Raw genomic sequence first — 23,262 nt, 5'->3', positions numbered from 1 at the left:
CAGGAGTCAGTCGTTGGAGGGTTTCGCGGTGGGTTCTTCAATGTCGGAAGAGGGCTGCTGTTCCGGATCTGCCATGGCTTTGTTGATTTCCCGCTCGAATTCCTTCGAGGCCGATTGAAAGCCCTTCAATGTTTTTCCAAGTGTTCGGCCAAGCTCAGGCAAACGCTTGGGGCCGAAAACAAGCAATGCAACGGCGCCGATCACCGCCATTTCGGGTAGGCCGACTCCGAAAACATTCATCGATCGATCAACCCAGACCGTTCCAGTTGACGTTGATACCTTCCAGGATCAGCGACTTGTTGTACAGCTGAAGAATCACCAACAGGAACACCAGGAACAAGACCATGAAGATGCCCATCACGGGCGTTGTTCCCCAGCCGGGGACGACCTTGCCGTACTCGGAGTTCAGAGGGCGGAGAAGGTCTCCCAGACGGGTGCGTTGAGCCATGGCGACGCTTTGGGTCTCGGGTGAATTGAAGTCTGGATACTGTAGGGGCCGATTCCGTTTCGGGGTCGGTCCTGTCGAGAGATGTGATGGAAACGTCGTCCCCTGCCCTCTCCGTTGCTATCGGAGTGCTCGCCGTTCTGCTCGGCATGACCGGTTTCGGTGTGTACCAGGCCTTCGGTCCGCCGTCCAAGGCGCTGGATGATCCCTTCGACGATCACGAGGACTGAGCCAACCGCAGCTCAACCAGTTCCCCTGGTGCCAGTTCGATCCAGTCGTCAGCGGCGACCGCTCGACCCACCTTCCAGCCTTCTCCAGGCTGCCAGCGGCACCGTGAAGCTCCTGGATTGAGCAGTTGCAGCACCACGCCGTTGGCGTCTGGGCGCAGAGCGATCGGACATAGCCGGCGTGGAATCGCTGGCAACCAGCGGTGTGTCCCCATCGATGCCTGGTGCTGTCTTGCCGCGATCGGTCCGTGCCAGCCAGGTTCGCGAAAGCCGATGGCTGCCTGCGGTACCGCTGCGTGGGCCCAGCTGCCTTGAAACGGCATCAGCGCCAATCGCATCCGCTGCTGGCCCTGATCCGCCGATGGATCCGGCCAGGTGGCACCACGCAGCAGCGAAACACCCAATCGATCCGTGGCCCCATCCACCCCCTGCGGACCATCCAAGAGAACAGCGATGCCGCCGCCGGGAGCCTTGGCCTGACAGGCCAGCCAGGAGATCGCCGGCACTTCCCATCGCTCTTGTTCACGGGGGGTCTGGGGATGCGCTGGACGTTCGATCACCCCGCCACTGGTATCTGCCGCAAGACGCACCGCCGTTGATGCGAGGGGGATGTCCAACCGCAGCAGCTCATGGCGCTGACACCAGTCCACAGACACGATCAGCTCCAACCAGGGGCAATCCGCTTTGAGGCGCAGATCCAGGCGCATCCGGCTGGCACCCACCCGATAGGTCACTACGAGCTGGGCCACCAGTGGACCGGACTCGCGCAGCTGAACCGACCCGACGGGCACCAGCTCCAGCGGATGCCTCCGGTATTCCGCAGTGATGTCCCAGGCATCCCAGAACTCACCCCTGTCCCGGTAACGGCAGGGGCGCAAAGGTGCCGAAAGCTGATCAACCCCCTGAGCATCCCGAAGCTGCAACAGCCCTACAGGGGAGCACTCAAACTCCACTAAGCCATTGCTGACACGCCAGATCTCTGGCGACACCCGCACCACGCTGACCGGATGCCTGGGCGCGATCTCCCCGCTGCCCGCAGGACCATCGCTCAGCGCCACAGAACAGATCCCGCGCTGCTCGGGCAGCTGCACCCACGTGCCGCCCTGCACGCTGGGCTGCTGTGGCAGCGCCGCACCATCGGCATGCCAGGCCCCATGCGGCAATTTCAGAAGTGGAGACCAGCGGGCCAGTGGCTGCCAGCCCATCCACAGCCAAGTGGTGCTGGCACCAGATCCAGAGCCAACATCCAGCAACTGACGCAGGCCCTGATCACGCTCATTTCGGGCCTGACGGCGGGCCCGGCGCCAGATCGGCTCCGCCTGGTCAAACACCTCTGGGATGGAGGTACCGGGAAGGATGTCGTGGAATTGCTGAAACAGCAGGGGACGCCAATCGCGACCAACGGACGGGCGGCCTGCGAAAGCAAGAAGCGCTGCCACAGTGTCGCTCTCCCGCAGCAGGCGCTCCAGGCTGCGGTTGTGACGTTTCTGATCCGGACGGCTGGTGGCACAGCCGCGATGCAGCTCGAGGTACAGCTCATCCCGCCAGACCGGCAACTGCCCTGCCATGGGCTCAAGCCTGTCGAGGTACTGACGCAGTGACCCCGCCTGCCTGGGCAGCGCCAAGGGTTCCGGATCCCAGAGCTGCATCTGCTCCAGCATCTCCTCGGTGGGTCCGCCACCGTGGTCGCCGACCCCAGGGATCCACAACAACTCCGAAACACCGCTGCATTGCTGCCATTGGCGCTGCTCCTTGAGGATGTCCAGTGGATCCCCACGCCGTCCGATCGGGGGGAGCATCAGGCTCATCACATCCCCCCCACCGCGGCTGCGCCACCGGAACAAACGATGGGGGAATGGATTACTGGCATTCCAAGCCAACTTGTGGGTGCAGAACCAGCGAACACCTGTGGCATGCGCGACGGCAGGGAGACCAGCTGCAAACCCGAAGCTGTCCGGCAGCCAGGCCAGGTGATGACGCCATTCTGGAAATGTTTCGCGGCTGTATGCCTGACCGATGGCGAACTGCTGCCAAAGCGACGCTGTGCTCACCAGCACACAATCCGTCTCCACCCAGGGGCCGTTGATGGGTTCCCAGCGGCCGGCCCGACTGGCCTTGCGGATCGCTGAAAACAGCTCGGGTCTGTGGTGCTCCATCCAGGCATAAAGCGCTGGCGTGGAGTGGGCGAAGCGAAGATCAGGCCAGCGTTTCATCAGCGCGAGGGCGGAGCGAAAGGTCCGCTCCGCCGCCTGCCAGGTGTCCGCCACCGGCCAGAGCCAGGCCAGATCCAGATGGGCATGGCCGAACCAATGCACAGCGCCGTGAGGTGTGGGCTGCGCTTTCAGCTGCTGCGCAACCGCCTTGAGCGCCGCCTCACAGTTGGGATCCATCTGCTCCCAACCGAACGGCAAGTCACCTCCTGCCTCGAGGTGCAATTGCAAAGCTTCTGGCAACAACGCCCCAGCTGGGTCCTCGCCGGGACGGTTGGGTTCGAGATCCAGCCAACTGCTGATCAACGCTCCGTCGTCATGGAGGGGACTGCAGAGCTCCAGCTGGATCCTGTGCACCTGTCCGGCAAGAAAAGCCTCCGGCAGCGTCCAGCGACAGGCGGTGTCGAACAGATCGCCTTGATGCACCAGCACCCCATCAACCCAGAGGCGTGCCGATTCCGCCCACCAGCTCAGACACAACCGAGCCCGGTGATGGCTTGCATCTGGCCAGGCCTCCGGCCGAACCACGGTCTGCTCCAGCCGCAACCAGGCACGCCCCCTCGGCCAGATCAGCAATCCACGGGCAGCCCAGTCAGGGCGGTTGTTCTTCCCCCAGGACTCAAAGATGAACGGCTCGCGCTCCAGCGCGTCGGAACGCCTCCAACCAGAGCGCAGATCACGGCGGGAGCGGCTGCGAAACGTTTCAATCCACTCCGTTCGTGTTGCCTTGAGGGGGGTGTCACCCCGGGTACCGCTGACATGCCCCATAGGATGCTGACGCAAACACAGACGACGGTCGGTCTCCATGCTCGCCCTCAAGATCTCCGTTTACTCGGTCGTCTTCTTCTTCATCGGTATTTTCGTGTTCGGCTTCCTGGCGAGCGATCCAAGCCGAACCCCCAGCCGAAAGGACCTCGAAGACTGAATTAACGGACGGATTTCGGTCCGCGCTGCTCACTGGACCGCTGCGCGCGCGTGGAGGCTCTCGAGCTGTCAAGATCGCAGCCCTCTGTTGAAAGTCTTTGGCGGCATTACGCCTGACATTGGTGATCTGCGGAATCCTTTTGATGGGATCCGAGTCGTTGGTCTCGATCAGGGCCGTCGCCGCCGAGGATGCGCTAGACGACCCAACGGCTGAAGCTGTTGTCCCGCAGATTAGTCAACGCCTGCAACTCACGGCAGACCGTCAGCGTTTCGACGTTCGTCGAAACGTCATGATCGCAGAGGGCAATGTGCGGCTGCAGCTCGGCACAGGCCAGCTCATCGCCGATCGGGTTGAGTTTGATGCCAACTTTCAGACGATGTTCGCCCGCGGAGCCGTTCGTCTCTCCCGCAACAACCAGGTTTTTCAGGCCTCTGCTCTTCGCTACAACCTGAGCCAGAACGAAGGGGAACTGGATGACGTCTACGGCGTCATCGACCTGGACGCGATGAAGGGCGTCTTCAACGTTGCAGATCCAACCCCAACACCTACCGAACAGCAGGCCCGTCCAGAACCCGCGCCGATGGCCTGTCCGCCACTGCTCGCTCCGGTTCCGGACTGGCATCCGCGACCATGGGCAGTTACAGCCTGGGGCGGTCAGATGATCGATGCCGCCTTCGGTGACACGTTCCTCTTCAACGGGACCATGCGTCCGGGAGCAGTCTTGGGCATCGGCCTGCAGAAGCGGATTCTCCGCGCTGGTCCTCTGGCCCTGGAGCTCGAGGCTGATCTGTTCAGCCATCTCGCCAAACAACAGCCTGGCGGCGAGTTCAATCAGGACAAGCCCTATGCCGACCTGCCAGCCCAGAGTTTCGGCGAGGGGATCCTGGGGATCGGTGCCCGGCTGTGGGTGCAGCCCTGGCTGAGCTTCAGCGTCGTCGAAGGCATCAGCTACAACACGGATTACAGCCTGTATGAGAAGACCTTCCGCGAGAACTACACCAAGTTGCTGAACTACCTCGGCTTCGAGGTGGAAGCAGCGGTTTCATCCGATGTGTCGCTCGTGGGACGCATCCACCACCGATCCGGAGCCTTTGGCACCTACAACGGCGTGACGGAAGGCAGCAATGCCTACCTGCTCGGCCTGCGCTACCGCTGGGGCCGCGATCTGCCGGAACCGGTTGGCACATCAATGGCGCCCCCCCTGGGCTGCCCGGATCCAGAACGGCATCAACGGGTTCGCCCCACCTCCCTGAGTCAGCGGCTCGAATCGACAGCGCTTGGAGATGGGGGCGAAGCCACTGAATACATCCCGCCAACACAAACACCAACGCCATCGCCACTGTCTCCAGCTGAACAACAGAGGCGACGCAGCCAGGCCATCGCCGGCATCGATCAACGCATTGATGACGTCGAATTCCAAGGCACCCTGTCCATCGAACGGCGCAGTGGCGTGCCTGTGCGGCGCCTCAATTCCAGTGTCCGCGATGAAAACCGTTTCGGCGTGGTGAAAGTGCCCCAGCTCAAGCGACTGGGCAGGACGCAGTTGATCAATGGCACGATCAGCCGTTGGCGCGTTCAGGCTGCGCGAATTCAGATCACGTCCAACGGGTGGCGTGCTGACCGGATGGGTTTCAGCAATGACCCGTTCACCCCGGCACAGACCCGTATCGATGCTGAGGATGTAGTGGCTCGGGAACAGCCAAATGGCGATCTGCTGATTTCAGCGCGGCGCAACCGGCTGATCGTTGAGGAGCGTCTGCCCGTGCCCGTCAGCCGCCGGCAGCTGATTCAGAAGGAAGAGGAAGTTGAAAATCGCTGGGTGTTCGGTGTTGACAACGACGACCGCGATGGCCTGTTCGTCGGTCGCAACCTCAAACCGATCACATTCGGCACGGACACAGAGCTCAGCCTTCAACCGCAGGTGATGGTGCAGCGCGCCGTCGATGGCGGCAGCGACATCGATCCAGGGGACCTGTTTGGTCTTGAGGCGAAGCTGATCGGTCGGTACGACGGCACCAACGTCAGAGCAGACGCCGACATCAGCAGTTTCAGCGGTGACGACTTCCTCGACAACAGCCGCTACTGGGGAAGCATCGAGCGCAGTTTCGATCTCGGAGCTCTGGGAGAGGTGACCGCCAACCTCTTTGGCACCTATCGCTACCGCACCTGGAATGGATCCCTCGGTGAAACCGATATCCAGGCGGCCTATGGCGTCTACGGCGAGAAGAAAGGGGAATTCGAGCTGGGCAACTCGCGGCATCGCTACCTCGTGCGTGGGGCCATGGGCGATTACTACGCCGAACGTTTCGACAGCAACCGCATGCTGCGTTCCGGTCGCGGCAGCCTGTTTGCCTCTGTTACAAGCACGATCCCGATCTGGCGCGGATCCACCGCAGAGCTGACCCCATTGGCCGCTTATCGCTACTCCCCGGTCGCTGTGGTGCCCGGCGTCAGCCTCACCACCAACCTGAACAGCACCGTGGCGCTCTACGGCGCCGGCGACCATCAGGAGAGCATCAGCTTCAGTGGAGGGCCAACGCTGACCCTCGGCACCTTCAGCAAACCATTCCTGGATTTCACCCAGATTTCCGTCATCGGTGGCGGCACCCTTCGCAATGGCGCCAGTCCGTTTGAGTTCGACCGAATTGTCGACTTCGGCACGCTGGGCGTCGGTCTCACCCAACAGATCGTCGGCCCTCTGCTGCTCAGCACCGGCGTCAATGTCAACGTCGATTCAGCGTCGGAGTACTACGGCGATGTGATCAATTCGAGCATCGAATTGCGTTGGCAACGCCGCAGTTATGACGTGGGGGTTTACTTCAATCCCTATGAAGGCATTGGCGGAGTCCGTTTCCGGCTGAATGACTTCAACTTTGATGGCAGCGGAGTGCCCTTCGTTCCGTACACCCCAGCGGACTGGTTCCTCGAGGACGACAGCGAACTGCCGCTCTGAATCAGTCCCCACCGCCGATGATCAGATCGCTGCCGGTGAGCTTGGCGCCAGCAAAACGGATGCCCTCCGTTCGCACGTCCGGCGCGAAGGCATTGATCACAACAGCAGAGCGGAGATCAGCACCACGCAGATCCGAGCCCGTTAAATCGGCATTGGTGAGCGTGGCCCCGCGAAGATCAGCCATCACCAGCCGGGCCCCACTGAGATCGGCACCCTCGAGGTTGGCGCCACGCAAATCCGCCCCCTCAAGATCAGCATCCCGAAGATCCGCGCCGATCAGGTGGGCCTCCTGCAGCTCAACGCGGCGCAGATCACAGCCCCTGCATGATCTTTGATCCAGCAACCGCTCCCGTGGATTCGGCCGATGCTCCACCGCCTGAAGCGGCAGAACGAGCAACAGCGCAAGCCAGCCAAGTTGAATCACGGACTTCTCTCACTAACCCTGTCTCTTTCATAGACACAAGAGTCTGATAATGCCGTCAGACTTTGCTGAAGCCGTTGATGTACGGCAATGCCACCATCAACTGTTGAACCTCTGGGCCATGGGCCAGCAACTGCGACGTGGCATCCCAGCGGCCACTCAGCAACATCTGCCGCGGCCCCTCATCCACAGCAACACCCCATTGTTGATCCGCGGATGACAGCTGTTCAGCTTCCAGATCCAGAGACCAGTTCTGATCCGGACGATCATTTACTTGTCGCTGAATCGCCTCCACCTCCGCTGCCGACGCCGTGGCACAGGGGATGCCGAGGGCGAGACAGTTGCCATAGAAAATCTCGGCGAAGCTGACGCCCACCACCGCGCGGATGCCCCAGCGCATCAGTGCCTGAGGTGCATGTTCGCGACTGGATCCGCAACCGAAGTTGCCATTCACCACAAGAATCGACGCCCCCTGAAATCGCGCCTGGTCGAAGGGGTGCTCACCCTTGCGTTCACGACGGTCATCCGCGAACACCTGGTCCCCCAGGGCCTCGAAACTCACGCACTTGAGGAAGCGGGCAGGAATGATCCGATCGGTGTCAATGTCCTCGCCGCTGACGACAAGGGCGCGACCCACCACCTGGCTCACCGGACCGGAAGGAAAGCTGCTCATCAGACCGCGGATTGAAGGGACAGGGTGCGGACATCGGTCACCTGGCCGTGGACGGCGGCAGCTGCCACCATCGCCGGACTCATCAACAGGGTGCGTCCGCTAGCAGACCCCTGCCGTCCCTTGAAGTTGCGATTGCTGGAACTGGCACTGATCTGCCGGCCTTCGAGGCGATCGGGATTCATCGCCAGACACATCGAACAACCCGGTTCACGCCACTCGAAGCCAGCGTCTTGGAACACACGATCGAGTCCTTCCGCTTCCGCTGCCTTCGCCACCTGTTCAGAACCCGGCACCACGAAGGCCTTGATGCCATCAGCGACATAGCGACCACGGGCCACAGCCGCCGCCGCCCGCAGATCGCTGAGTCGACCGTTGGTGCAACTGCCAATGAAGCAGACATCCACAGGCACCCCCGCAATGGCGGTACCGGGCTGCAGATCCATATAGCGATAGGCCTCCTCGGCGATGGGTCGCTCACCTGGCTCCAGCTGCTCAAGCTGCGGAATGCACTCATCGATGCCCAGCCCCTGACCCGGTGTGATTCCCCAGGTCACGGTGGGAGCGATGCTGGCCGCATCAAACACCACCTCGTCATCCACCACAGCGTCCGGATCGCTGGCCAAGCCGCGCCACCAGCTCACGGCCCGATCCCAGGCAGCGCCCGTAGGGGCTCCTGCTCGACCGCTGAGGTAATCAAAGGTGACTTGATCTGGATTGACATAACCGCAACGGGCACCACCCTCGATCGCCATATTGCAGAGGGTCATCCGCTCTTCCATCGACAGCGCCTCCACCGCTGGGCCCGCGAACTCATAGGCAAATCCGACGCCCCCCTTCACACCGAGCGTCCGGATCACGTGAAGGATCAGGTCCTTGGCCGAGACCCCATCAGACAGCCGACCGTTCATCTGGATGCGCCGGACCTTGAGCTTGGACATGGCCAGGCTCTGACTGGCCAGCACATCGCGCACCTGACTGGTGCCGATGCCGAATGCGATGGCGCCAAAGGCCCCATGGGTCGACGTATGGGAGTCGCCACAGGCCACAGTCATCCCGGGCTGGGTCAGCCCCAGCTCCGGAGCGATCACATGCACGATGCCCTGTCGGCCGCTGCCGATGCCGTTGAGGGTGATCCCATGGTCGGCACAGTTGCGCTCCAAGGTGCTGAGCATCTCCTCAGCCACGGGATCCGCAAACGGACGGCTCTGGGAGGTGGTGGGCACGATGTGATCGACCGTGGCCACAGTCCGCTCGGGGTAGCGCACGCTCAGACCCTTGTCGCGCAGCGCCGCAAACGCCTGAGGACTGGTGACCTCATGGATCAGATGAAGACCCACGAACAGTTGGGTGGATCCGCCGGGAAGCTCTGCCACCCGATGCAGGTCCCACACCTTGTCGTAGAGGGTGCCGGAACTCAAGCCGCTCTGCTGCAGGGACCGTTGACCCTACGACTAGGCCAGCAGTCGTCGACGCAGGCGATCCAAGGCACGGATCACCGTGAGCTGCTGAACGGCACCCCGCCCGCGTCGGTCACCGAACCGTTCCGCAGTCGCCTCACAACCATCGGGACCGCTGACTGCCAGATGCACCAGCCCGACAGGCTTCTCGTCAGTTCCGCCACCGGGCCCGGCGATGCCGCTCACCGCGATCGACCAATCCGTCCCCAGACGCTGCCGCGCCCCCTCGGCCATGGCCGTCACCACTGGATCCGAGACAGCTCCATGGCGCTCAAGCAGCTCGGCAGGGACATCGAGCAGCTGCTGCTTCACCTCATTGCTGTATGCAATCACCCCACCGGCAAACACAGCAGATGAACCTGGAACAGCCGTCAACGCGGCGCCAAGACCACCACCGGTGCAGGACTCCGCCACCGAGAGGGTTTGCCCCGACCGTTGGAGCAACGCCAACACCACCGACGCCAGGCTGTCGTCGTTGGTGCCGTAGCAATGCTGAGCGGTACGGCGGCGCAGCTCAGCTTCCACCGGATCCAACAGAGCCGCTGCAGATTCTGCGGAGCTGCTACGAGCCGTGAGTCTGAGCTTCACGTCTCCAAGGGAGGCGTACGGCGCCACCGTGGGATTCACCCCCTCAAGCAGATCAGCCACCTGCTCAGCCAAGTTGGATTCACCGATGCCGCTGAAGCGCAACAGGCGACTCACGAACACCCCTGTTGCCCCCCCGTGACGCCGCAGCCAGGGTTCCGCCGTGGCCTCAAACATCGCCCGCATCTCCGAGGGCACACCAGGGAAGGTGAGGATCGTGAAATCCGGCAGGGGGGACCAGATGATGCCGGGGGCCGAGCCCAGGGGATTGGGCAGCACAGCCGCACCCCTGGGAAGAAAGGCCTGGCGACGATTACTCTGCGCCACCGCCCGACCACCGGCCGAGAGCTTGGCTTGAATCTCGTCCCAAAGCTCCGGACGTTCCTCAAGAGGAGTCTCAAATGCCGCAGCCAGGGATTCTGTAGTGAGGTCATCCGGTGTGGGACCAAGACCACCGGTGGTGATCAGAACCCGACAGCGCCCACTGGCCTCGCGGGCGGCGGCGGCCAACCGTTGGTGGTTATCGCCAACGACGGTCTGGCGGTAGTGGGGAAGTCCAAGGCCCGCCAGCCGTTCGGCAATCCAACGGGCATTGCCATTGAGGATGTCTCCCAGAAGAAGCTCCGTGCCAACGCAGAGAATTTCGACACCGGCTTCAGCCATGGCGATCGCGGCAGGAGGTGAGGCTGGCTTCTGGGGATGGTGATGTCTGGGTGAGGGCCCGCTCTGTTTGAAGCTGACGCCGGCTGATCACCACGGTGGCCACCAGGATCGCTGTGGCCAGTGCCAACCAGAGAAAGCGCATTTCGGCATTGGCCACCACCAGGGCCAGGGACGCCAGCCACTGGGTGAAGACATAAATCAGCAACACCGTGCGGCGATGGCTGAAACCGGCCCGCAGCAGCCTGTGATGCAGATGTCGACGATCGGGATGGAAGGGGGAACGGCCCTCCCGCAGGCGCCCCATGATCACCGCCGACATGTCGGCCAGCGGCAGGGAAAGGATCAGCAGCGGCAACAGCAGGCTGACGGTGGTCAGCCCCTTCGCCGGGCCGACGATGCTGACCGCGGCAAGGGTGAAACCAAGGAAATAGGAACCGCCATCGCCCATGAAGATGCGGGCTGGATTGAAGTTGTGACGGAGAAAGCCAAGACAGCACCCGGCGAGGGCCGCCGCCAGGAAACCGGCCGCCACCTGATGCAGGGAAAAACTCACCGAGATCAGCCCAACGGCGGCGATGCCGGCGACACCGGCGGCTAGGCCATCCAGCCCATCCAGCCAGTTGATCGCGTTGGTGATGCCGACCAACCAGATCACAGTGGCCAGGAGGCTCAGGCTGTCACTGAGCACGATCGCTGAGCCGGACCCGTTCACCCAGGGAAGATCAATGGCTCCGATGCGGACGCCCTGGCTCCAGATCACGCAGGCAACAGCGAACTGACCCGCCAGCCGGGGCCAGGGTGAAAGGTCGAACAGGTCGTCGGCAAGACCAATCAGAAAAAAGCACAACGAACCCGCCAGCGTGCTCCAGATCAGCTGATCCCGGGCCGGAGCGAGCAGGCCAAATCCACCGAGCAGCCAGATCACGGTGAGCGACAGTCCAAAGCCAGCCACCATCGCGATGCCCCCCAACCGGACCATGGGGGCGGTGTGCTGCTTGCGGGGATCAGGCTGATCTGTGAGCTGGAGCCGAAGTCCCAGGCCACGGACAACAGGGACCAGAACCATCGTGACCCCAGCTGCCAGAAGGAAACTCAGCGTGGCAACCACTAAGGGGCTGGCAGCGAGGGACACGCAGGCTCCTGAATCAGAACAACCCTTTGCAGGGAAGATGTTCTCCGGATCCTAGGGAGAGTGAACCTTTGGATCCACAGGGACTTGGTCCAGTCAGGCAAGCGCCGGCTGACGCGCAGCGGCATAGAGCGGGAAGCGTTGGCAGAGCGCTTCAACCCGCCGCAGGCACTGCTGCTGAACAGCGTCATCCTCAGGGTTCAGCAGGCGGTCGGCGATGACATCCGCCACCTCGCGGAACGCATCGGCATCAAAGCCCCGGGTGGTGAGTGCTGCGGTACCAAGGCGCAGGCCGCTGGTGACGAAGGGGGATTCGGGATCAAACGGCACCGTGTTCTTGTTGGCCGTGATGTGGACATCACTGACGAGAAGATCAGCCACCTTGCCGGTCATGCCGACAGAGCGAAGGTCAAGCAACACCACGTGGTTGTCGGTGCCTCCACTGACGACGTCGATGCCGCGGGCGATCAACCGCTCTGCCAGAGCGGCTGCATTTGCTACCACCTGCTGGCTGTAGGTCTTAAACGCTGGTTGCAGCGCCTCGCCAAAGGCCACCGCCTTGGCCGCGATGACGTGTTCCAGAGGTCCGCCCTGACTGCCAGGGAACACAGCCTTATCGAATTTCTTGGCGAAGTCGGCATCCCGGCAGAGGATCAGACCACCGCGGGGACCGCGCAGGGTCTTGTGGGTGGTGGTGGTGACCACATCGCAGTGGGGAACGGGGCTGGGATGCACGCCTGCCGCCACCAGACCAGCGATATGAGCCATATCGGCGAGCAGGAACGCACCCACCTCATCGGCAATAGCGCGGAAGGCGCCGAAATCAATGGTGCGGGGGTAAGCCGAATAGCCACAGACGATCAGCTTCGGCTTGTGCTCGAGAGCCAGCTGCCGGATGGCCTCCATGTCGAGCCGCTGGGACTCCCGATCGACGCCGTACTGGACCACGTTGAACCACTTGCCGCTCACATTCACAGGCGAGCCATGGGTCAGGTGACCGCCATGGGAGAGGTCTAGCCCCATGATCGTGTCTCCGGGCTGAAGCAGCGCTAGGAAGACAGCGAAATTGGCCTGGGCACCACTGTGGGGCTGCACATTCGCCCAGGCCGCACCGAAGAGTTCCTTGGCCCGTTCGATCGCCAGCTCTTCGATGGCATCAACGTGCTCACAACCGCCGTAGTACCGCTTGCTGGGGAGCCCCTCGGCGTACTTGTTCGTCAGCACCGAACCCTGAGCGTCCATCACGGCCAGGGAGGCGAAATTTTCGCTGGCGATCAGTTCCAGGTGGGTTTCCTGACGCTGCTGCTCCTTCTCAATTAGGGCTGCAATGGCGGGATCGGCGGCCACAAGACCTGTGTTGATCGAAGAAGCAGTGCTGTCGCTCATGACGCCCGGGCGTTGTCCTGCCTTGATCGTAAGAAACCGTTTCGAAAGGAAACTGGAACAACAGCTGCTCAAAAAAAAACTGCCCAATTGGGCAGTTTTCAAGCGCGCCTGGAGAGATTCGAACTCCCGACCCTCTGATCCGTAGTCAGATGCTCTAATCCGCTGAGCTACAAGCGCTGGCGTGAAACCATGAGACCCCATCGAGGGGCCCGTCGTCAACTGGAGCACACGCGCGGCAGGATCGGGGGAGAACTGCGTTCATCGTCGAGATGCCGATCCGCTGGTACGGCCCTGCTGACCCAACCGATCCGACGTACCGCCATTTCGAGCGGATCGTGAATCTCTGTTTGCACGCAGGTGTCTTTGCGGCCGTGAACAGCGGTGCCTGGTTCGTGCAGGAGATGCGTCAGCCGTTTCCCGCCGATCGGCTGCCCTGGATCACCGGGATCTGGTTCGGTGTGCTGCTCGTTCAGTTTATCGCTGTGCTGGTCCAGCGCCCAGGACCTATTGAACCAGCGGAATAACGGCAGCATGGGCGGAGATGCCATCACCGCAGATGTCTCTCCCCGCTGCCGACCTGCAGGAGCTGCAATCCACCCTGGCTGATCGCCTCTACATCCAGGTTTCCGGCTGGCATCTGTATCTCGGTGATGCAGATCTGGCCCAGCCTCTCGCCATTGAGTGCAGTGCCCTGATTGACCAGGGGGCCTCGGTGGCCGCGAGAAAGTCTCTGGAGGCAGTGACAGTTCCCGTGGCTGGTGGAGCCAGCAAGCTGCCGCTCTCGCGCCTGATGCCTCCGGCACAGCTTCGTGAACTCGAGGAGATCCTGGAGCCCTACTGCCGATAAGGTTGCGGCCATCCGAGGGCGATGGTGTGCTGATCATCGAAGTCACCAACGCACGCGAGGTGGTGCGTCAGCGCATCGGCCGGCTGGGGGAACGTTTGATCGGTCGGGTGGTGGACCCGGAAGCACAGGTGGAGAAGGCGCTGATTCAGGAGTTGGATACGGCCTTCAAGGAGTTCGGCATCGAAGCGCGAATTGTGTCGGTGCAGGGCCCTCAGCTGGTGGGACGCCAACAGCTCGAACTGCCGATTCAGGTGCGCGAAGAGCGGGACGTACGACTCATCGACGCCTGAGCCTGCGCCCAACCACCGCTGCGATGTCCTGAACCTCGGCGATGCCGAAGGCTATTGCCACCAGGCCGTACACAAGCAGTCCAAGCAAGCCTGGCAAAGCGATCTGCAGCCCAAGACCGACCGGTCCCTGCGGCCAGCTGAACCAACTCTGCAGGGCCCAGGCCACAGCCGCCGCCATCCAACCCGCAAGGTTCAGACATGACGCATCACGTCCCCACCGGCGCAGCGGCAGTCCCTGGAGGCGTTGGCGCAGGGCCAGGAGCAGACCCAGGCATGTGAGTGCATTGATCGCCACGGTGGCCAGAACCAGTCCAGGCGCCCCGAAATTGATGGGCGACTGATTGCCCCACGGCGTTGGTCCACCCACCAGCAACCAGTCCAAGATCACGTTGAGGCCGATCCCCGCCAACGAAAACCGAAACGGTGTGGTGCCATCACCAAGGGCATAGAACACCCGCACCAGCACGTCCCGGCCGAGATAAACCGGCATCCCGAGGCCGTAGGCCATCAACAGCCCGGTGACCAGCTGCGCCGCGGCAGCATCGAACGCGCCGCGTTCGTACACGAGCGCCACGATCGGCGCCCCCAGGGCGATGAACAGCCCACCCAGAGGAATCATTGACGCCGTTGACAGCATCAGTCCCTGGCGAATGCGCTCTACCAGCTCGGGGCGATCCTCACGGGCCGTGAGACGGGCAAAGGTCGGCAGCAGGGGCACCAGCAGGGCATTGGAAATCAGCCCCAGCGGCGTCTGCACCAGCAGATTGGCGTAACCCAGACCCGCTGCAGCACCTGCGATCCCAGAGGCGAAGAACAGATCCGTGAACACATTGATCTGCAGCATCCCGGAGGACAACGTTGCTGGCCCCATCACCTGCCACACCTCCCGCACGCCGGGATGGCGCCAATCCCACACCAGTTGAAACCGCGCCAGACCCTGACGGATCAAGGCCGGCAGCTGAATCAGCCACTGCAGCAAGGCCCCCACAAGCGTGGCCAGCGCCAGCACCACGCCACCGCTCATGGCAGCAAACGGCAAGGTGATCCCGCTGCCCAACTGCCACCAGAGCAGCCCAACCCCAACCACCAGCGCAGCACTGGACATCAACGGTGAAATCGCCGGGATCCAGAACTCATCGGCGGCATTGAGTGAGCCGAAGCCGAGGCCGATCAGACCGGCCAACAGGGCCATCGGCGCCATCACCTGCAACTGCACAGTGGCGATGGCATGCAGCTCCGGGCTCAACCCTGGACCCACCAGCGTGATCAAGGGATCAGCCGCCAGCACCAGGAGCAGCGTGACAAGCAGGAGCAAGGCACTCACGCTGGTGTTCAAGGCCGCCAGGATGTGAGCTCCTTCAGCTCGCGGACGACGGCTCAGCACGCTGACCATGGCGCTGTGAAAGGGGCCGTTGATTCCCCCCAGCAGGATCAACAGAAATCCAGGCAGCACATAGGCATAGTTGTACGCGTCATAGGCAGCGCCCACGCCGAAGGCTGCAGCAATGACCAGCTGCCGCACTAGGCCTCCCACCTTGCTGAGCAGCGTGCCAAGGGTCACCACCAGGGCGATGCCCTTGAGTGAACGCACCATTCGATCCCCAGATGATGGCCGCATTGTGGTGGGAGCACAGGAGACCATGGGCACACCCTGGCTAGAGCCATGACCGGCTGCACGACCCCCGGCGATGCCCTGCTCAGCTTTGAAGCGCTTGAAGAAGGCGTTCTGATCAAGCGTTACAAGCGTTTTCTGGCGGATGTGGAACTCAGCAGCGGAGAGGTGATCACCGCCCACTGCGCCAACACGGGCCCGATGACTGGGGTGTTGATCCCAGGCCAGCGGGTGCGACTGCGCCATGCCCCCTCACCCAAGCGCAAGCTGGCTTGGACCTGGGAGCAAGCCGAGGTGCCAGGAGCGGACGGTGCCCCCTGCTGGGTGGGCATCAACACGGCGCTGCCCAACCGTTTGATCCGGGCCACTATCGAAGCCGGCTGCCTGGCCGCTCAGCTGGGAGCCATCGCCAGTATCCGCGCCGAAGTGGCCTACGGAGCCAACAAACGCAGCCGGATTGATCTGCTGCTCACACCGGCCGACTCCAATCCGGATCAGCGGCCGATTTATCTCGAGGTGAAAAACACCACCTGGACCGATGGTCCCACAGCATTATTTCCTGACACGGTGACTGAACGTGGCCAGAAGCACCTAGTGGAGCTGATGGGTGTTCTTCCGGATGCCAGAGCGGTGTTGGTTCCCTGTCTGAGTCGTCCGGATGTGACGGAGTTCGCGCCAGGGGACAGCGCGGATCCGCGCTATGGAGAGCTGTTCCGCCAGGCAATCAAAGCCAGCGTGGAGGTGCTGCCCTGCTGCTTCCGCTTCCAGGCGGATGGAATTCGCTGGGAAGGGGTCAGACCCTTGAGACCAGTTTGAGATTTTGTATCAAGAAGAACACTTGAGGTGCAGCCTGCAATGCAACTTGGGTGCGTTCAGCCGGATACGCCCTCCGGCGAGACCAGCAGCTCTGCTCTCTCATTTATGACAACTGCGTTCCAAGCGCCGCCCCAAAGGCGTCGCAAAACACTTCAGGAGGCCAGCCTCCTGGAAGGCCCTTTGATGCTGCTTAAGAGCATCCGTGGCTTCAGCTCCAACCGCGCCATGACCTGGCTCGCCTGCGCCCCTCTGGCGCTGATGGGCTTGGGCATTTTCACTCTTTCAGCCAAAGCCGAAGAGCTGCCGGATCTCAACGCAGCCTTCCTCGCCAACAACCTCTGGCTGCTGGTAGCAACCATCCTGGTGATCTTCATGAACGCCGGCTTCGCCATGGTGGAAGCCGGCATGTGCCGTCAGAAAAACGCTGTCAACATCCTGGCCAAGAACCTATTTGTGTTCGCCCTGGCGGTGACGGCCTACTGGTTCGTGGGCTACTCCTTTATGTACGGCGACGCCGCCATTGAGGGCTGGCTGTACTTCGCCGGATTCTTCTTTGACCCCACCGTCACGGCTGAAACCATCAGCGATGCCGGCCTGGTCCCCACCGTTGATTTCCTGTTCCAGGCCGCCTTCGCCGGAACCGCAGCCACGATCGTTTCCGGTCTTGTGGCTGAGCGGATCAAGTTCGGTGAATTCGTGATCTTCGCCCTGGTGCTGACAGCTGTGATCTACCCGATCGCCGGTGCCTGGGAATGGAACGGAGGCTGGCTCAACAGCGTCGGCAACAAGGAATTCATCGACTTCGCCGGTTCTTCAATCGTGCACTCCGTCGGTGCCTGGGCTGGCCTTGTCGGTGCTGCACTGCTTGGACCCCGCATCGGTAAATACGTCGGCGGAAAAGTGCAGGCCATCCCTGGCCACAACATGTCCATCGCCACGCTCGGCGCGCTGATCCTCTGGATCGGTTGGTACGGCTTCAACCCCGGCTCCCAACTGGCCATGGACCAGTGGGTCCCCTACGTGGCTGTGACCACCACCCTCGGCGCTGCCGGCGGTGCCATCGGCGCCACGGTGATCTCCACGATCTCCTCCAAGAAGCCTGACCTCACCATGATCATCAACGGCATCCTGGCCGGTCTGGTGAGCGTGACCGCCGGCTGCGGCAACCTCACTCTTGCCGGGTCCTGGTTCGCCGGCTTGGTGGGCGGCATCATCGTGGTCTTCTCGGTGGCGGCTTTGGACGCTGCGGGCATTGACGATCCCGTCGGCGCCTTCTCCGTCCATGGCGTCTGCGGCGTGTGGGGCACCCTGGTGATAGGCCTTTGGGGTTTCGACGTTCAGGGTGATGGTTCCCCCCTCGGCCTTCTGGTCGGCGGTGGTGTTGAACAGCTCGGCATCCAAGCTTTGGGTACCGCTGCTTATGCCATCTGGACCGTTGTGACCTGCTTCATCGCATGGCAGATCATCGGTGCTCTCTTCGGTGGCATCCGCGTCTCCGAGCAGGAGGAGACCGAAGGTCTGGACATCGGCGAGCACGGCATGGAGGCCTACGCCGGCTTCTCCACCACCAACAACTGATCCCTTTCAGGGTTCAGTTCACTGCCCGGCCCTCAGGGCCGGGCTTTTTGATGGCCTGCTGATCGCAGCACGCCCCATAGAGTCATCACACTGCAGCGCCCGTTATGGACACCCACGCCTTCAAGCGCTCCCTCCACCATTCAGAGCGCTACAACCGGCGGGGCTTCGGACGGGCCGAGGAAGTGGCCGAGAGCCTGGAACAGGCCTACCAGAGCGGCCTGATCGGCACGATCCGGGATAACGGCTACAAACTCAGCCATGGCCGGCTCACGGTTCGCCTGGCCGAGGCCTTCGGGTTCTGCTGGGGGGTGGAGCGGGCCGTGGCCATGGCCTACGAGACCCGCAAGCACTACCCCGCCGAGCGCCTGTGGATCACCAATGAGATCATCCACAACCCTTCGGTGAACGACCATCTGCGCGAGATGGATGTTCAGTTCATCCCTGTTGAACAAGGCGTCAAGGATTTTTCCGGCGTCACCTCCGGTGATGTGGTGATCCTTCCCGCCTTCGGCGCCACCGTTCAGGAGATGCAGCTGCTCAACGAACGGGGCTGCCACATCGTGGACACCACATGCCCCTGGGTTTCCAAGGTGTGGACCACGGTGGAGAAGCACAAGAAGCACACGATCACCTCGATCATCCACGGCAAGGTGAAGCACGAGGAGACCCTCGCCACCAGCTCCTTTGCTGGGACTTACCTGGTGGTTCTGGACATGGAGGAAGCCCAGATCGTGGCGGATTACATCCTGGGCAAGGGCGACCGTGACGCCTTCATGCAGCGCTTCTCCGCCGCCTGCTCCCCTGGCTTTGACCCGGACCGTGATCTCTCACGCCTGGGCGTGGCCAACCAGACCACGATGCTCAAAAGCGAAACCGAAGAGATCGGACGCCTGTTCGAACGCACGATGCTGAGCAAGTACGGCCCAGCTGAGCTCAACGATCACTTCGTGGCTTTCAACACCATCTGCGATGCCACCCAGGAGCGTCAGGACGCCATGTTCTCCCTCGTGGACGAACCGCTTGATCTGATGGTAGTGATCGGCGGCTTCAACTCCTCCAACACCACGCACCTGCAGGAGATCGCGGTGAGCCGCGGCATCCGCTCCTTTCACATCGACACGCCGGATCGTCTCGATGCCCAGGCCAATGCCATTGAACACAACCCACTCAACGAAAACCTGCGACGCGAAAGCAACTTTCTGCCGGCTGGACCAGTCACCGTTGGCATCACCTCCGGCGCCTCGACACCGGATCGGGCCGTGGAAGAAGTGATCGAGAAACTGATGCTGCTCAGCGAGAGCTGATTGCCCTCAGCTTTACATTGGTTCACAACTCCTGAACCGTCTCAGTCCCGCTCTGTGCTGCTCTTGTCGCGCTCTGATCCCGACAACCTGCTCCATGGTTCGGACCCGCAGGTGCGTTGCTACCGCAGCGGCTTCTCCGATCAGATGGAGATGCTGGCGCCCACCAGGCAGGTCGTGTCTTATCTGAATGGTCACCAGAGTTGGTTCGAGCGCTGTGCCAAACCGATGCAGGTTTCGGCGCTTGACCACCAGTCCTATGCGCTGACGCTCGGACGCTTCGGCAACTTCGGTTTTGAGGTGGAGCCGACCATCGCGCTGCGTCTGCTGCCAGAGGATGAACAGCTGTATCGCATCGAAACCGTTCGGACCGTTCCGCAGTCGCTCGACTTACGCGACCACTACGACGTGGACTTTCAAGCGTCCATGCAGTTGATCGACCAGGAATCGACGACATCCGTGAACTGGGATCTCGATCTCAGCGTCTGGATACGACTCCCGAAGGTGATCACCATGCTTCCGGAACAACTGGTGCAATCCAGTGGCGATCACCTGCTGCGCCAGATCGTCCGTCAGATTTCAAGACGGCTGACCTGGAAGGTTCAGGAGGACTTTCACGCCAGCTATGGGCTCAACTGCCCGCCTCGTCGACGGGCAGCGTTCTGACGCCAAGATCAGCGGTTAGCCCAGATCTTGTTGACGATCTCCATGCCGCTGACCGCCTGCCAGAGAAACAGGGTGAGCGTGCCCATGTTCAAGCCGACATGGGCCTTGCGCGCGATCATGTTGCCCCGTTGCATCAGCGGGGACAGAGAAGCCGCTACGGCGATCATCCCCGTCATGGCCAGACCCACCAGCAGGTGAGGTCCGACGAACAACTTGCCGTTGTTCAGATAGGTCACGGCCATGCCGCCAAGGGTGCCAACGGTCATCACCGCCAGCAGGATGCTTCCCCAGAGGTAGTGGCGCAGAGCGAATTTCCCCTTGACCAGTTCTTTGCGCTGCTCTGGCGTCCCGGTGCGGGTTTTCTTCGCCTTGATTCCCAGGTAAAGCGCCCAGCCACCCATGGCCAACAGGCCCCATTCGGTGAGGGGGTGCACGAAATTCAGGCTGAAAGGCAGGGTGGCCAGCATCGGACGTGACTCGTTGTGGAAACGAGGCTAGGGGTCGACGGGCCCAGTCCGCCTCAGTGCAGAAAATGGCGGCGGCCGGTGAGCAGCATGGCCAGACCCAGTTCATCGCAGGCCTTGACCGACTCCCCGTCCCGAAGGCTGCCTCCGGGATGAATCACGGCTGTGATGCCATGGCTAGCCGCCAGGCGAACGGTGTCATCGAAGGGAAAGAATCCGTCACTGGCCAGCACTGCTCCCTGGGCTTTCTCAGCTGCCGCCTCCAGGGCAATCCGCGCTGAGCCCACGCGATTCATCTGACCGGCGCCGACCCCGAGGCTCTGACCATCTCTTGCCACAACAATGGCGTTGGAGCGCACATGCCGCACAAGGCGCCAGGCGAACTCAAGATCCTGCTTCTCCTGAGCGGTGGGAGGCCTCTTGGTTGCCACCGTCCACTGATCAGGGGTCATCGCTTGATCATCGAGGTCCTGCACCAGCAGTCCCCCGAGGATGCTGCGGACGTGATCTGGACCAGCAGCAGCGATCGCATCCGGCGACAGCTCCAGCAGCCGGAGATTGGCCTTGGCGGCCAGGATTTCCCTGGCTTCCGGGGAGAAGGATGGGGCCACGACGCATTCCAGGAACAACCCGGTGAGCTCACGGGCTGCGGCGGCCTCCACGGTTCCGTTGATCGCCACGATGCCGCCGAACGCACTGACGCGATCCGCATCCAGCGCGCTCGTCAGCGCGGAAGCCACCACCGGTCCCACGGCCACACCACAGGGGTTGGTGTGCTTCACCACCACAGCGGCGGGGCCGACGGCGTTTGGGCCGTAACCAAACTCACGAACCGTCGCCAGAGCTGCCTCCAGATCCAACAGGTTGTTGGTGCTGAGCTCCTTGCCCTGCAGCTGAATCGCTCCTCCCCATCCCTGACGGGGATGGCTGAACCAGCGTGCCTTCTGGTGTGGGTTCTCCCCATAACGCAAGGTCTGGCGAAGCGGTACTGCCTCCAGCCAGGGGCTGCTCTCAAGCTCAACCTCGCCAGCCATCCAACGGCTGATGGCGGTGTCGTAGGCCGCGGTGTGCTGAAACGCTTCGAGGGCCAGCCGGCGGCGTAGGTCCGCAGGCACACGACCGGCCGATTCCGCCATGGCCGCCAGCACAGATGTGTACTGATCCGGGCTGGTGAGCACCGCCACATCAGCATGATTTTTGGCAGCGGCCCGGACCATCGCCGGACCTCCGATATCGATGTTTTCGATCGCCTGATCCCAGGTGAATTCCGCTCGGGCCACCGTTTCCCGGAACGGGTACAGGTTCACCACCACGAGATCAATGGCGGGGATGCCCTGCTGCTCCAGATCAGCCTGATGGGAGTCATCACCGCGTTTGGCGAGGATGCCGCCGTGCACCCTCGGATGCAGGGTCTTCACCCGTCCGCCGAGAATCTCCGGTGCGCCGGTGTGCTCGGACACACGGGTCACCGGAAGTCCGGCATCTTCCAGAACCTTGGCGGTCCCACCACTGGACAGAAGCGCATAACCATGGGTGCGATGCAACGCCTCCGCCAGCGCCGCAACGCCGTTTTTATCGGACACGCTCAGCAGCGCAAAAGGAGCCATGGATTCGTGACGACTGGGTCCTGAGCCAAACTACGCAGCAGGGTTACGGGGGATCGAATGAACAGCCGCCTGGTGTTGCTTCACGGCTGGGGGGCCACGTCGGATGATCTGGAACCCCTTGGACGATCACTCGCGGCCGCCATCAATCTTCCTCTGGAGGTGGTGGCGCTGGCGGCTCCCTACCTCCACCCCCAGCCCCCTGGCCGCCAGTGGTATGGCCTTTTCCCCGCCGACTGGGATGCCGTCCCAGCAGCCGTCGAGGCGCTTCAGGAGCGCCTGAAGGCAATCACCCGTCATGGGCCGTCGATGGAACTCACGGTGCTGCTCGGATTTTCCCAGGGGGGCGCCATGGCGCTTAGCAGCGGTTGCAGCCTGCCCCTGGCGGGTGTGATCTCCTGCAGTGGCTATCCCCACCCAAACTGGCAGCCAGCGGATGAACACCCGCCAGTTCTGGTGATGCACGGCCGGCAGGACACGATCGTCCCTGCAACAGCCATGGACGGCATCACTGAACGGCTCCGATCCGACCGCTGTGAAACCATCTCATTCGACAACGGTCACACCATCCCTGAAGAGATGGTGCAACCGATGCTGACGTTTCTAAAGAGGGTCTTGAAAGGATCCTGATTCAAACGAACGCGTATTCGTACTCTTCCATCTCCTCCCAATCGTCGGCAGCGAGATCGAGACCCTCAAACAAGGTGTCTTCACCGATCGAATCGACGATGGTGCGCAAGGACGGGAAGAGGAAGTGATTCTCTTCGGCGTACTGGGCGCTGAACAGTCCCTTTTCGCCCCAGAAGAAGCGATCGGTGGTGTGCTCATTGCGTCGCACGTTGAGCAACGCAGGAGGCACCAAACCGGCCTCAGCGATGTACCGACGTGCAGCCGTCACAGGCTTGTACTCACCGGTTTCCAGATGATGGGTGGACACATGGGCAAGGACCCGTTGGCCAGCCAGACGACGGCGGCTGATGCGCTTGCGCTTCTTGGACATGGTCGAGCTC

24 protein-coding genes and 1 tRNA gene are annotated in these 23,262 nt (G+C 62.3%); 11 read left to right on the top strand and 14 right to left on the bottom strand.

Annotation, left to right across the window (positions count from 1 at the left end; translation table 11 throughout):
- Positions 1-6 precede the first annotated feature (6 nt).
- The gene (locus SynA1524_RS01590; protein WP_186498673.1) at positions 7-240 is read right to left on the bottom strand and encodes a TatA/E family twin arginine-targeting protein translocase; all 234 of its coding nucleotides are present in this window, start codon (positions 238-240) and stop codon (positions 7-9) included.
- A 7-nt stretch (positions 241-247) separates the two neighbouring features.
- Positions 248-448, bottom strand: coding sequence for a photosystem II reaction center phosphoprotein PsbH (psbH, locus tag SynA1524_RS01585; protein WP_006849996.1), 201 nt, complete (start codon positions 446-448; stop codon positions 248-250).
- Between the two features lie 86 nt (positions 449-534).
- Here psbH and psbN point away from each other — a divergent pair, with 86 nt between their 5' ends.
- Entirely contained in the window at positions 535-675 is a 141-nt protein-coding gene (gene psbN / locus SynA1524_RS01580) for a photosystem II reaction center protein PsbN (RefSeq protein WP_011127143.1), read from the top strand.
- Here psbN and SynA1524_RS01575 read toward each other — a convergent pair.
- The gene (locus SynA1524_RS01575; RefSeq protein WP_186499437.1) at positions 663-3,650 is read right to left on the bottom strand and encodes an alpha-mannosidase; all 2,988 of its coding nucleotides are present in this window, start codon (positions 3,648-3,650) and stop codon (positions 663-665) included. The two genes, psbN and SynA1524_RS01575, sit on opposite strands and share 13 nt — an antisense overlap.
- Before the next feature lie 37 nt (positions 3,651-3,687).
- Between SynA1524_RS01575 and SynA1524_RS01570 the strand changes: the two genes are divergently transcribed.
- Together SynA1524_RS01570 and SynA1524_RS01565 are read left to right on the top strand one after the other, a co-directional pair.
- The gene (locus SynA1524_RS01570) at positions 3,688-3,807 is read left to right on the top strand and encodes a photosystem II reaction center protein I (protein WP_006172424.1); all 120 of its coding nucleotides are present in this window, start codon (positions 3,688-3,690) and stop codon (positions 3,805-3,807) included.
- A 142-nt stretch (positions 3,808-3,949) separates the two neighbouring features.
- Positions 3,950-6,760, top strand: coding sequence for a DUF3769 domain-containing protein (locus SynA1524_RS01565; protein ID WP_286188621.1), 2,811 nt, complete (start codon positions 3,950-3,952; stop codon positions 6,758-6,760).
- Position 6,761: 1 nt separating this feature from the next.
- Here the strand turns inward: SynA1524_RS01565 and SynA1524_RS01560 are convergent, their stop codons facing one another.
- The 7 genes from SynA1524_RS01560 to SynA1524_RS01530 form a co-directional block, all read right to left on the bottom strand.
- Complete coding sequence (locus tag SynA1524_RS01560; protein WP_286188718.1) at positions 6,762-7,148, bottom strand: pentapeptide repeat-containing protein; 387 nt, start codon at positions 7,146-7,148, stop codon at positions 6,762-6,764.
- 91 nt (positions 7,149-7,239) lie between these two features.
- Entirely contained in the window at positions 7,240-7,854 is a 615-nt protein-coding gene (locus SynA1524_RS01555) for a 3-isopropylmalate dehydratase small subunit (protein ID WP_186498671.1), read from the bottom strand.
- Positions 7,854-9,272, bottom strand: coding sequence for a 3-isopropylmalate dehydratase large subunit (gene leuC / locus SynA1524_RS01550; protein ID WP_186498670.1), 1,419 nt, complete (start codon positions 9,270-9,272; stop codon positions 7,854-7,856). Before leuC ends, SynA1524_RS01555 begins: the two co-directional genes overlap by 1 nt.
- Before the next feature lie 33 nt (positions 9,273-9,305).
- A complete protein-coding gene (locus tag SynA1524_RS01545) occupies positions 9,306-10,559 on the bottom strand; it encodes a competence/damage-inducible protein A (protein WP_186498669.1) in 1,254 nt (417 codons plus the stop codon).
- Entirely contained in the window at positions 10,552-11,691 is a 1,140-nt protein-coding gene (locus SynA1524_RS01540) for a glycosyltransferase family 4 protein (RefSeq protein WP_186498668.1), read from the bottom strand. The genes SynA1524_RS01545 and SynA1524_RS01540 overlap by 8 nt, the downstream gene beginning before the upstream one ends.
- A 93-nt stretch (positions 11,692-11,784) precedes the next feature.
- The gene (gene glyA / locus SynA1524_RS01535; RefSeq protein WP_186498667.1) at positions 11,785-13,074 is read right to left on the bottom strand and encodes a serine hydroxymethyltransferase; all 1,290 of its coding nucleotides are present in this window, start codon (positions 13,072-13,074) and stop codon (positions 11,785-11,787) included.
- A gap of 103 nt (positions 13,075-13,177) precedes the next feature.
- Positions 13,178-13,251: transfer RNA gene (locus tag SynA1524_RS01530), tRNA-Arg, on the bottom strand.
- Positions 13,252-13,343: 92 nt separating this feature from the next.
- Between SynA1524_RS01530 and SynA1524_RS01525 the strand changes: the two genes are divergently transcribed.
- Genes SynA1524_RS01525 through SynA1524_RS01515 form a run of 3 tightly spaced genes read left to right on the top strand, consistent with a single transcriptional unit; the run spans position 13,344 to position 14,211 of the window.
- Positions 13,344-13,598, top strand: coding sequence for a hypothetical protein (locus SynA1524_RS01525; protein ID WP_042504096.1), 255 nt, complete (start codon positions 13,344-13,346; stop codon positions 13,596-13,598).
- Positions 13,599-13,630: 32 nt separating this feature from the next.
- Positions 13,631-13,921, top strand: a complete 291-nt coding sequence (locus SynA1524_RS01520) for a DUF3181 family protein (protein WP_186498666.1) — start codon at positions 13,631-13,633, stop codon at positions 13,919-13,921.
- Between the two features lie 26 nt (positions 13,922-13,947).
- Positions 13,948-14,211 (top strand): cytochrome-c oxidase, encoded by a 264-nt coding sequence (locus SynA1524_RS01515; protein ID WP_186499435.1) that lies wholly within the window; start codon positions 13,948-13,950, stop codon positions 14,209-14,211.
- Here SynA1524_RS01515 and murJ read toward each other — a convergent pair.
- On the bottom strand, positions 14,198-15,805 hold the full coding sequence (gene murJ / locus SynA1524_RS01510) for a murein biosynthesis integral membrane protein MurJ (RefSeq protein ID WP_186498665.1): 1,608 nt from the start codon (positions 15,803-15,805) through the stop codon (positions 14,198-14,200). The genes SynA1524_RS01515 and murJ overlap by 14 nt on opposite strands.
- 69 nt (positions 15,806-15,874) lie before the next feature.
- Between murJ and sfsA the strand changes: the two genes are divergently transcribed.
- From sfsA to SynA1524_RS01490, 4 genes are all read left to right on the top strand, one after another.
- The gene (sfsA, locus tag SynA1524_RS01505; protein WP_186498664.1) at positions 15,875-16,639 is read left to right on the top strand and encodes a DNA/RNA nuclease SfsA; all 765 of its coding nucleotides are present in this window, start codon (positions 15,875-15,877) and stop codon (positions 16,637-16,639) included.
- Between the two features lie 105 nt (positions 16,640-16,744).
- The gene (locus tag SynA1524_RS01500; RefSeq protein ID WP_186498663.1) at positions 16,745-18,217 is read left to right on the top strand and encodes an ammonium transporter; all 1,473 of its coding nucleotides are present in this window, start codon (positions 16,745-16,747) and stop codon (positions 18,215-18,217) included.
- A gap of 104 nt (positions 18,218-18,321) precedes the next feature.
- Positions 18,322-19,521, top strand: a complete 1,200-nt coding sequence (locus SynA1524_RS01495) for a 4-hydroxy-3-methylbut-2-enyl diphosphate reductase (RefSeq protein ID WP_186498662.1) — start codon at positions 18,322-18,324, stop codon at positions 19,519-19,521.
- A 54-nt stretch (positions 19,522-19,575) separates the two neighbouring features.
- Positions 19,576-20,184, top strand: coding sequence for a DUF1997 domain-containing protein (locus tag SynA1524_RS01490; protein WP_186498661.1), 609 nt, complete (start codon positions 19,576-19,578; stop codon positions 20,182-20,184).
- An 8-nt stretch (positions 20,185-20,192) separates the two neighbouring features.
- On the opposite strand, the gene SynA1524_RS01485 is transcribed toward SynA1524_RS01490, so the two are convergent.
- Together SynA1524_RS01485 and purH are read right to left on the bottom strand one after the other, a co-directional pair.
- The gene (locus SynA1524_RS01485) at positions 20,193-20,651 is read right to left on the bottom strand and encodes a DUF4079 domain-containing protein (RefSeq protein WP_186498660.1); all 459 of its coding nucleotides are present in this window, start codon (positions 20,649-20,651) and stop codon (positions 20,193-20,195) included.
- Between the two features lie 53 nt (positions 20,652-20,704).
- Positions 20,705-22,255: a bifunctional phosphoribosylaminoimidazolecarboxamide formyltransferase/IMP cyclohydrolase gene (purH, locus tag SynA1524_RS01480; RefSeq protein ID WP_186498659.1), complete on the bottom strand. Its 1,551-nt coding sequence runs from the start codon at positions 22,253-22,255 to the stop codon at positions 20,705-20,707.
- A 57-nt stretch (positions 22,256-22,312) separates the two neighbouring features.
- On the opposite strand from purH, the gene SynA1524_RS01475 reads away from it, so the two are divergent.
- On the top strand, positions 22,313-22,882 hold the full coding sequence (locus tag SynA1524_RS01475; protein WP_186498658.1) for an alpha/beta hydrolase: 570 nt from the start codon (positions 22,313-22,315) through the stop codon (positions 22,880-22,882).
- Between the two features lies 1 nt (position 22,883).
- Here SynA1524_RS01475 and SynA1524_RS01470 read toward each other — a convergent pair whose 3' ends face one another.
- Complete coding sequence (locus tag SynA1524_RS01470; RefSeq protein ID WP_186482571.1) at positions 22,884-23,252, bottom strand: DUF3155 domain-containing protein; 369 nt, start codon at positions 23,250-23,252, stop codon at positions 22,884-22,886.
- Positions 23,253-23,262 lie beyond the last annotated feature (10 nt).

This window comes from Synechococcus sp. A15-24 (assembly GCF_014280195.1).
In the GTDB taxonomy this organism is placed as follows: domain Bacteria; phylum Cyanobacteriota; class Cyanobacteriia; order PCC-6307; family Cyanobiaceae; genus Parasynechococcus.
Note: the sequence above shows the minus strand (reverse complement) of the source record. Positions and strands in the feature narration are given on the sequence as shown.

Bases quoted from the DNA above. Each gene is read 5' to 3' on its own strand.
- SynA1524_RS01590 (WP_186498673.1), bottom strand. From the start codon at position 240: ATGAATGTTTTCGGAGTCGGCCTACCCGAAATGGCGGTGATCGGCGCC.
- psbH (WP_006849996.1), bottom strand. From the start codon at position 448: ATGGCTCAACGCACCCGTCTGGGAGACCTTCTCCGCCCTCTGAACTCC.
- psbN (WP_011127143.1), top strand. From the start codon at position 535: ATGGAAACGTCGTCCCCTGCCCTCTCCGTTGCTATCGGAGTGCTCGCC.
- SynA1524_RS01575 (WP_186499437.1), bottom strand. From the start codon at position 3,650: ATGGGGCATGTCAGCGGTACCCGGGGTGACACCCCCCTCAAGGCAACA.
- SynA1524_RS01570 (WP_006172424.1), top strand. From the start codon at position 3,688: ATGCTCGCCCTCAAGATCTCCGTTTACTCGGTCGTCTTCTTCTTCATC.
- SynA1524_RS01565 (WP_286188621.1), top strand. From the start codon at position 3,950: ATGGGATCCGAGTCGTTGGTCTCGATCAGGGCCGTCGCCGCCGAGGAT.
- SynA1524_RS01555 (WP_186498671.1), bottom strand. From the start codon at position 7,854: ATGAGCAGCTTTCCTTCCGGTCCGGTGAGCCAGGTGGTGGGTCGCGCC.
- SynA1524_RS01545 (WP_186498669.1), bottom strand. From the start codon at position 10,559: ATGGCTGAAGCCGGTGTCGAAATTCTCTGCGTTGGCACGGAGCTTCTT.
- glyA (WP_186498667.1), bottom strand. From the start codon at position 13,074: ATGAGCGACAGCACTGCTTCTTCGATCAACACAGGTCTTGTGGCCGCC.
- SynA1524_RS01525 (WP_042504096.1), top strand. From the start codon at position 13,344: ATGCCGATCCGCTGGTACGGCCCTGCTGACCCAACCGATCCGACGTAC.
- SynA1524_RS01520 (WP_186498666.1), top strand. From the start codon at position 13,631: ATGTCTCTCCCCGCTGCCGACCTGCAGGAGCTGCAATCCACCCTGGCT.
- murJ (WP_186498665.1), bottom strand. From the start codon at position 15,805: ATGGTGCGTTCACTCAAGGGCATCGCCCTGGTGGTGACCCTTGGCACG.
- sfsA (WP_186498664.1), top strand. From the start codon at position 15,875: ATGACCGGCTGCACGACCCCCGGCGATGCCCTGCTCAGCTTTGAAGCG.
- SynA1524_RS01500 (WP_186498663.1), top strand. From the start codon at position 16,745: ATGACAACTGCGTTCCAAGCGCCGCCCCAAAGGCGTCGCAAAACACTT.
- SynA1524_RS01495 (WP_186498662.1), top strand. From the start codon at position 18,322: ATGGACACCCACGCCTTCAAGCGCTCCCTCCACCATTCAGAGCGCTAC.
- SynA1524_RS01485 (WP_186498660.1), bottom strand. From the start codon at position 20,651: ATGCTGGCCACCCTGCCTTTCAGCCTGAATTTCGTGCACCCCCTCACC.
- purH (WP_186498659.1), bottom strand. From the start codon at position 22,255: ATGGCTCCTTTTGCGCTGCTGAGCGTGTCCGATAAAAACGGCGTTGCG.
- SynA1524_RS01475 (WP_186498658.1), top strand. From the start codon at position 22,313: ATGAACAGCCGCCTGGTGTTGCTTCACGGCTGGGGGGCCACGTCGGAT.
- SynA1524_RS01470 (WP_186482571.1), bottom strand. From the start codon at position 23,252: ATGTCCAAGAAGCGCAAGCGCATCAGCCGCCGTCGTCTGGCTGGCCAA.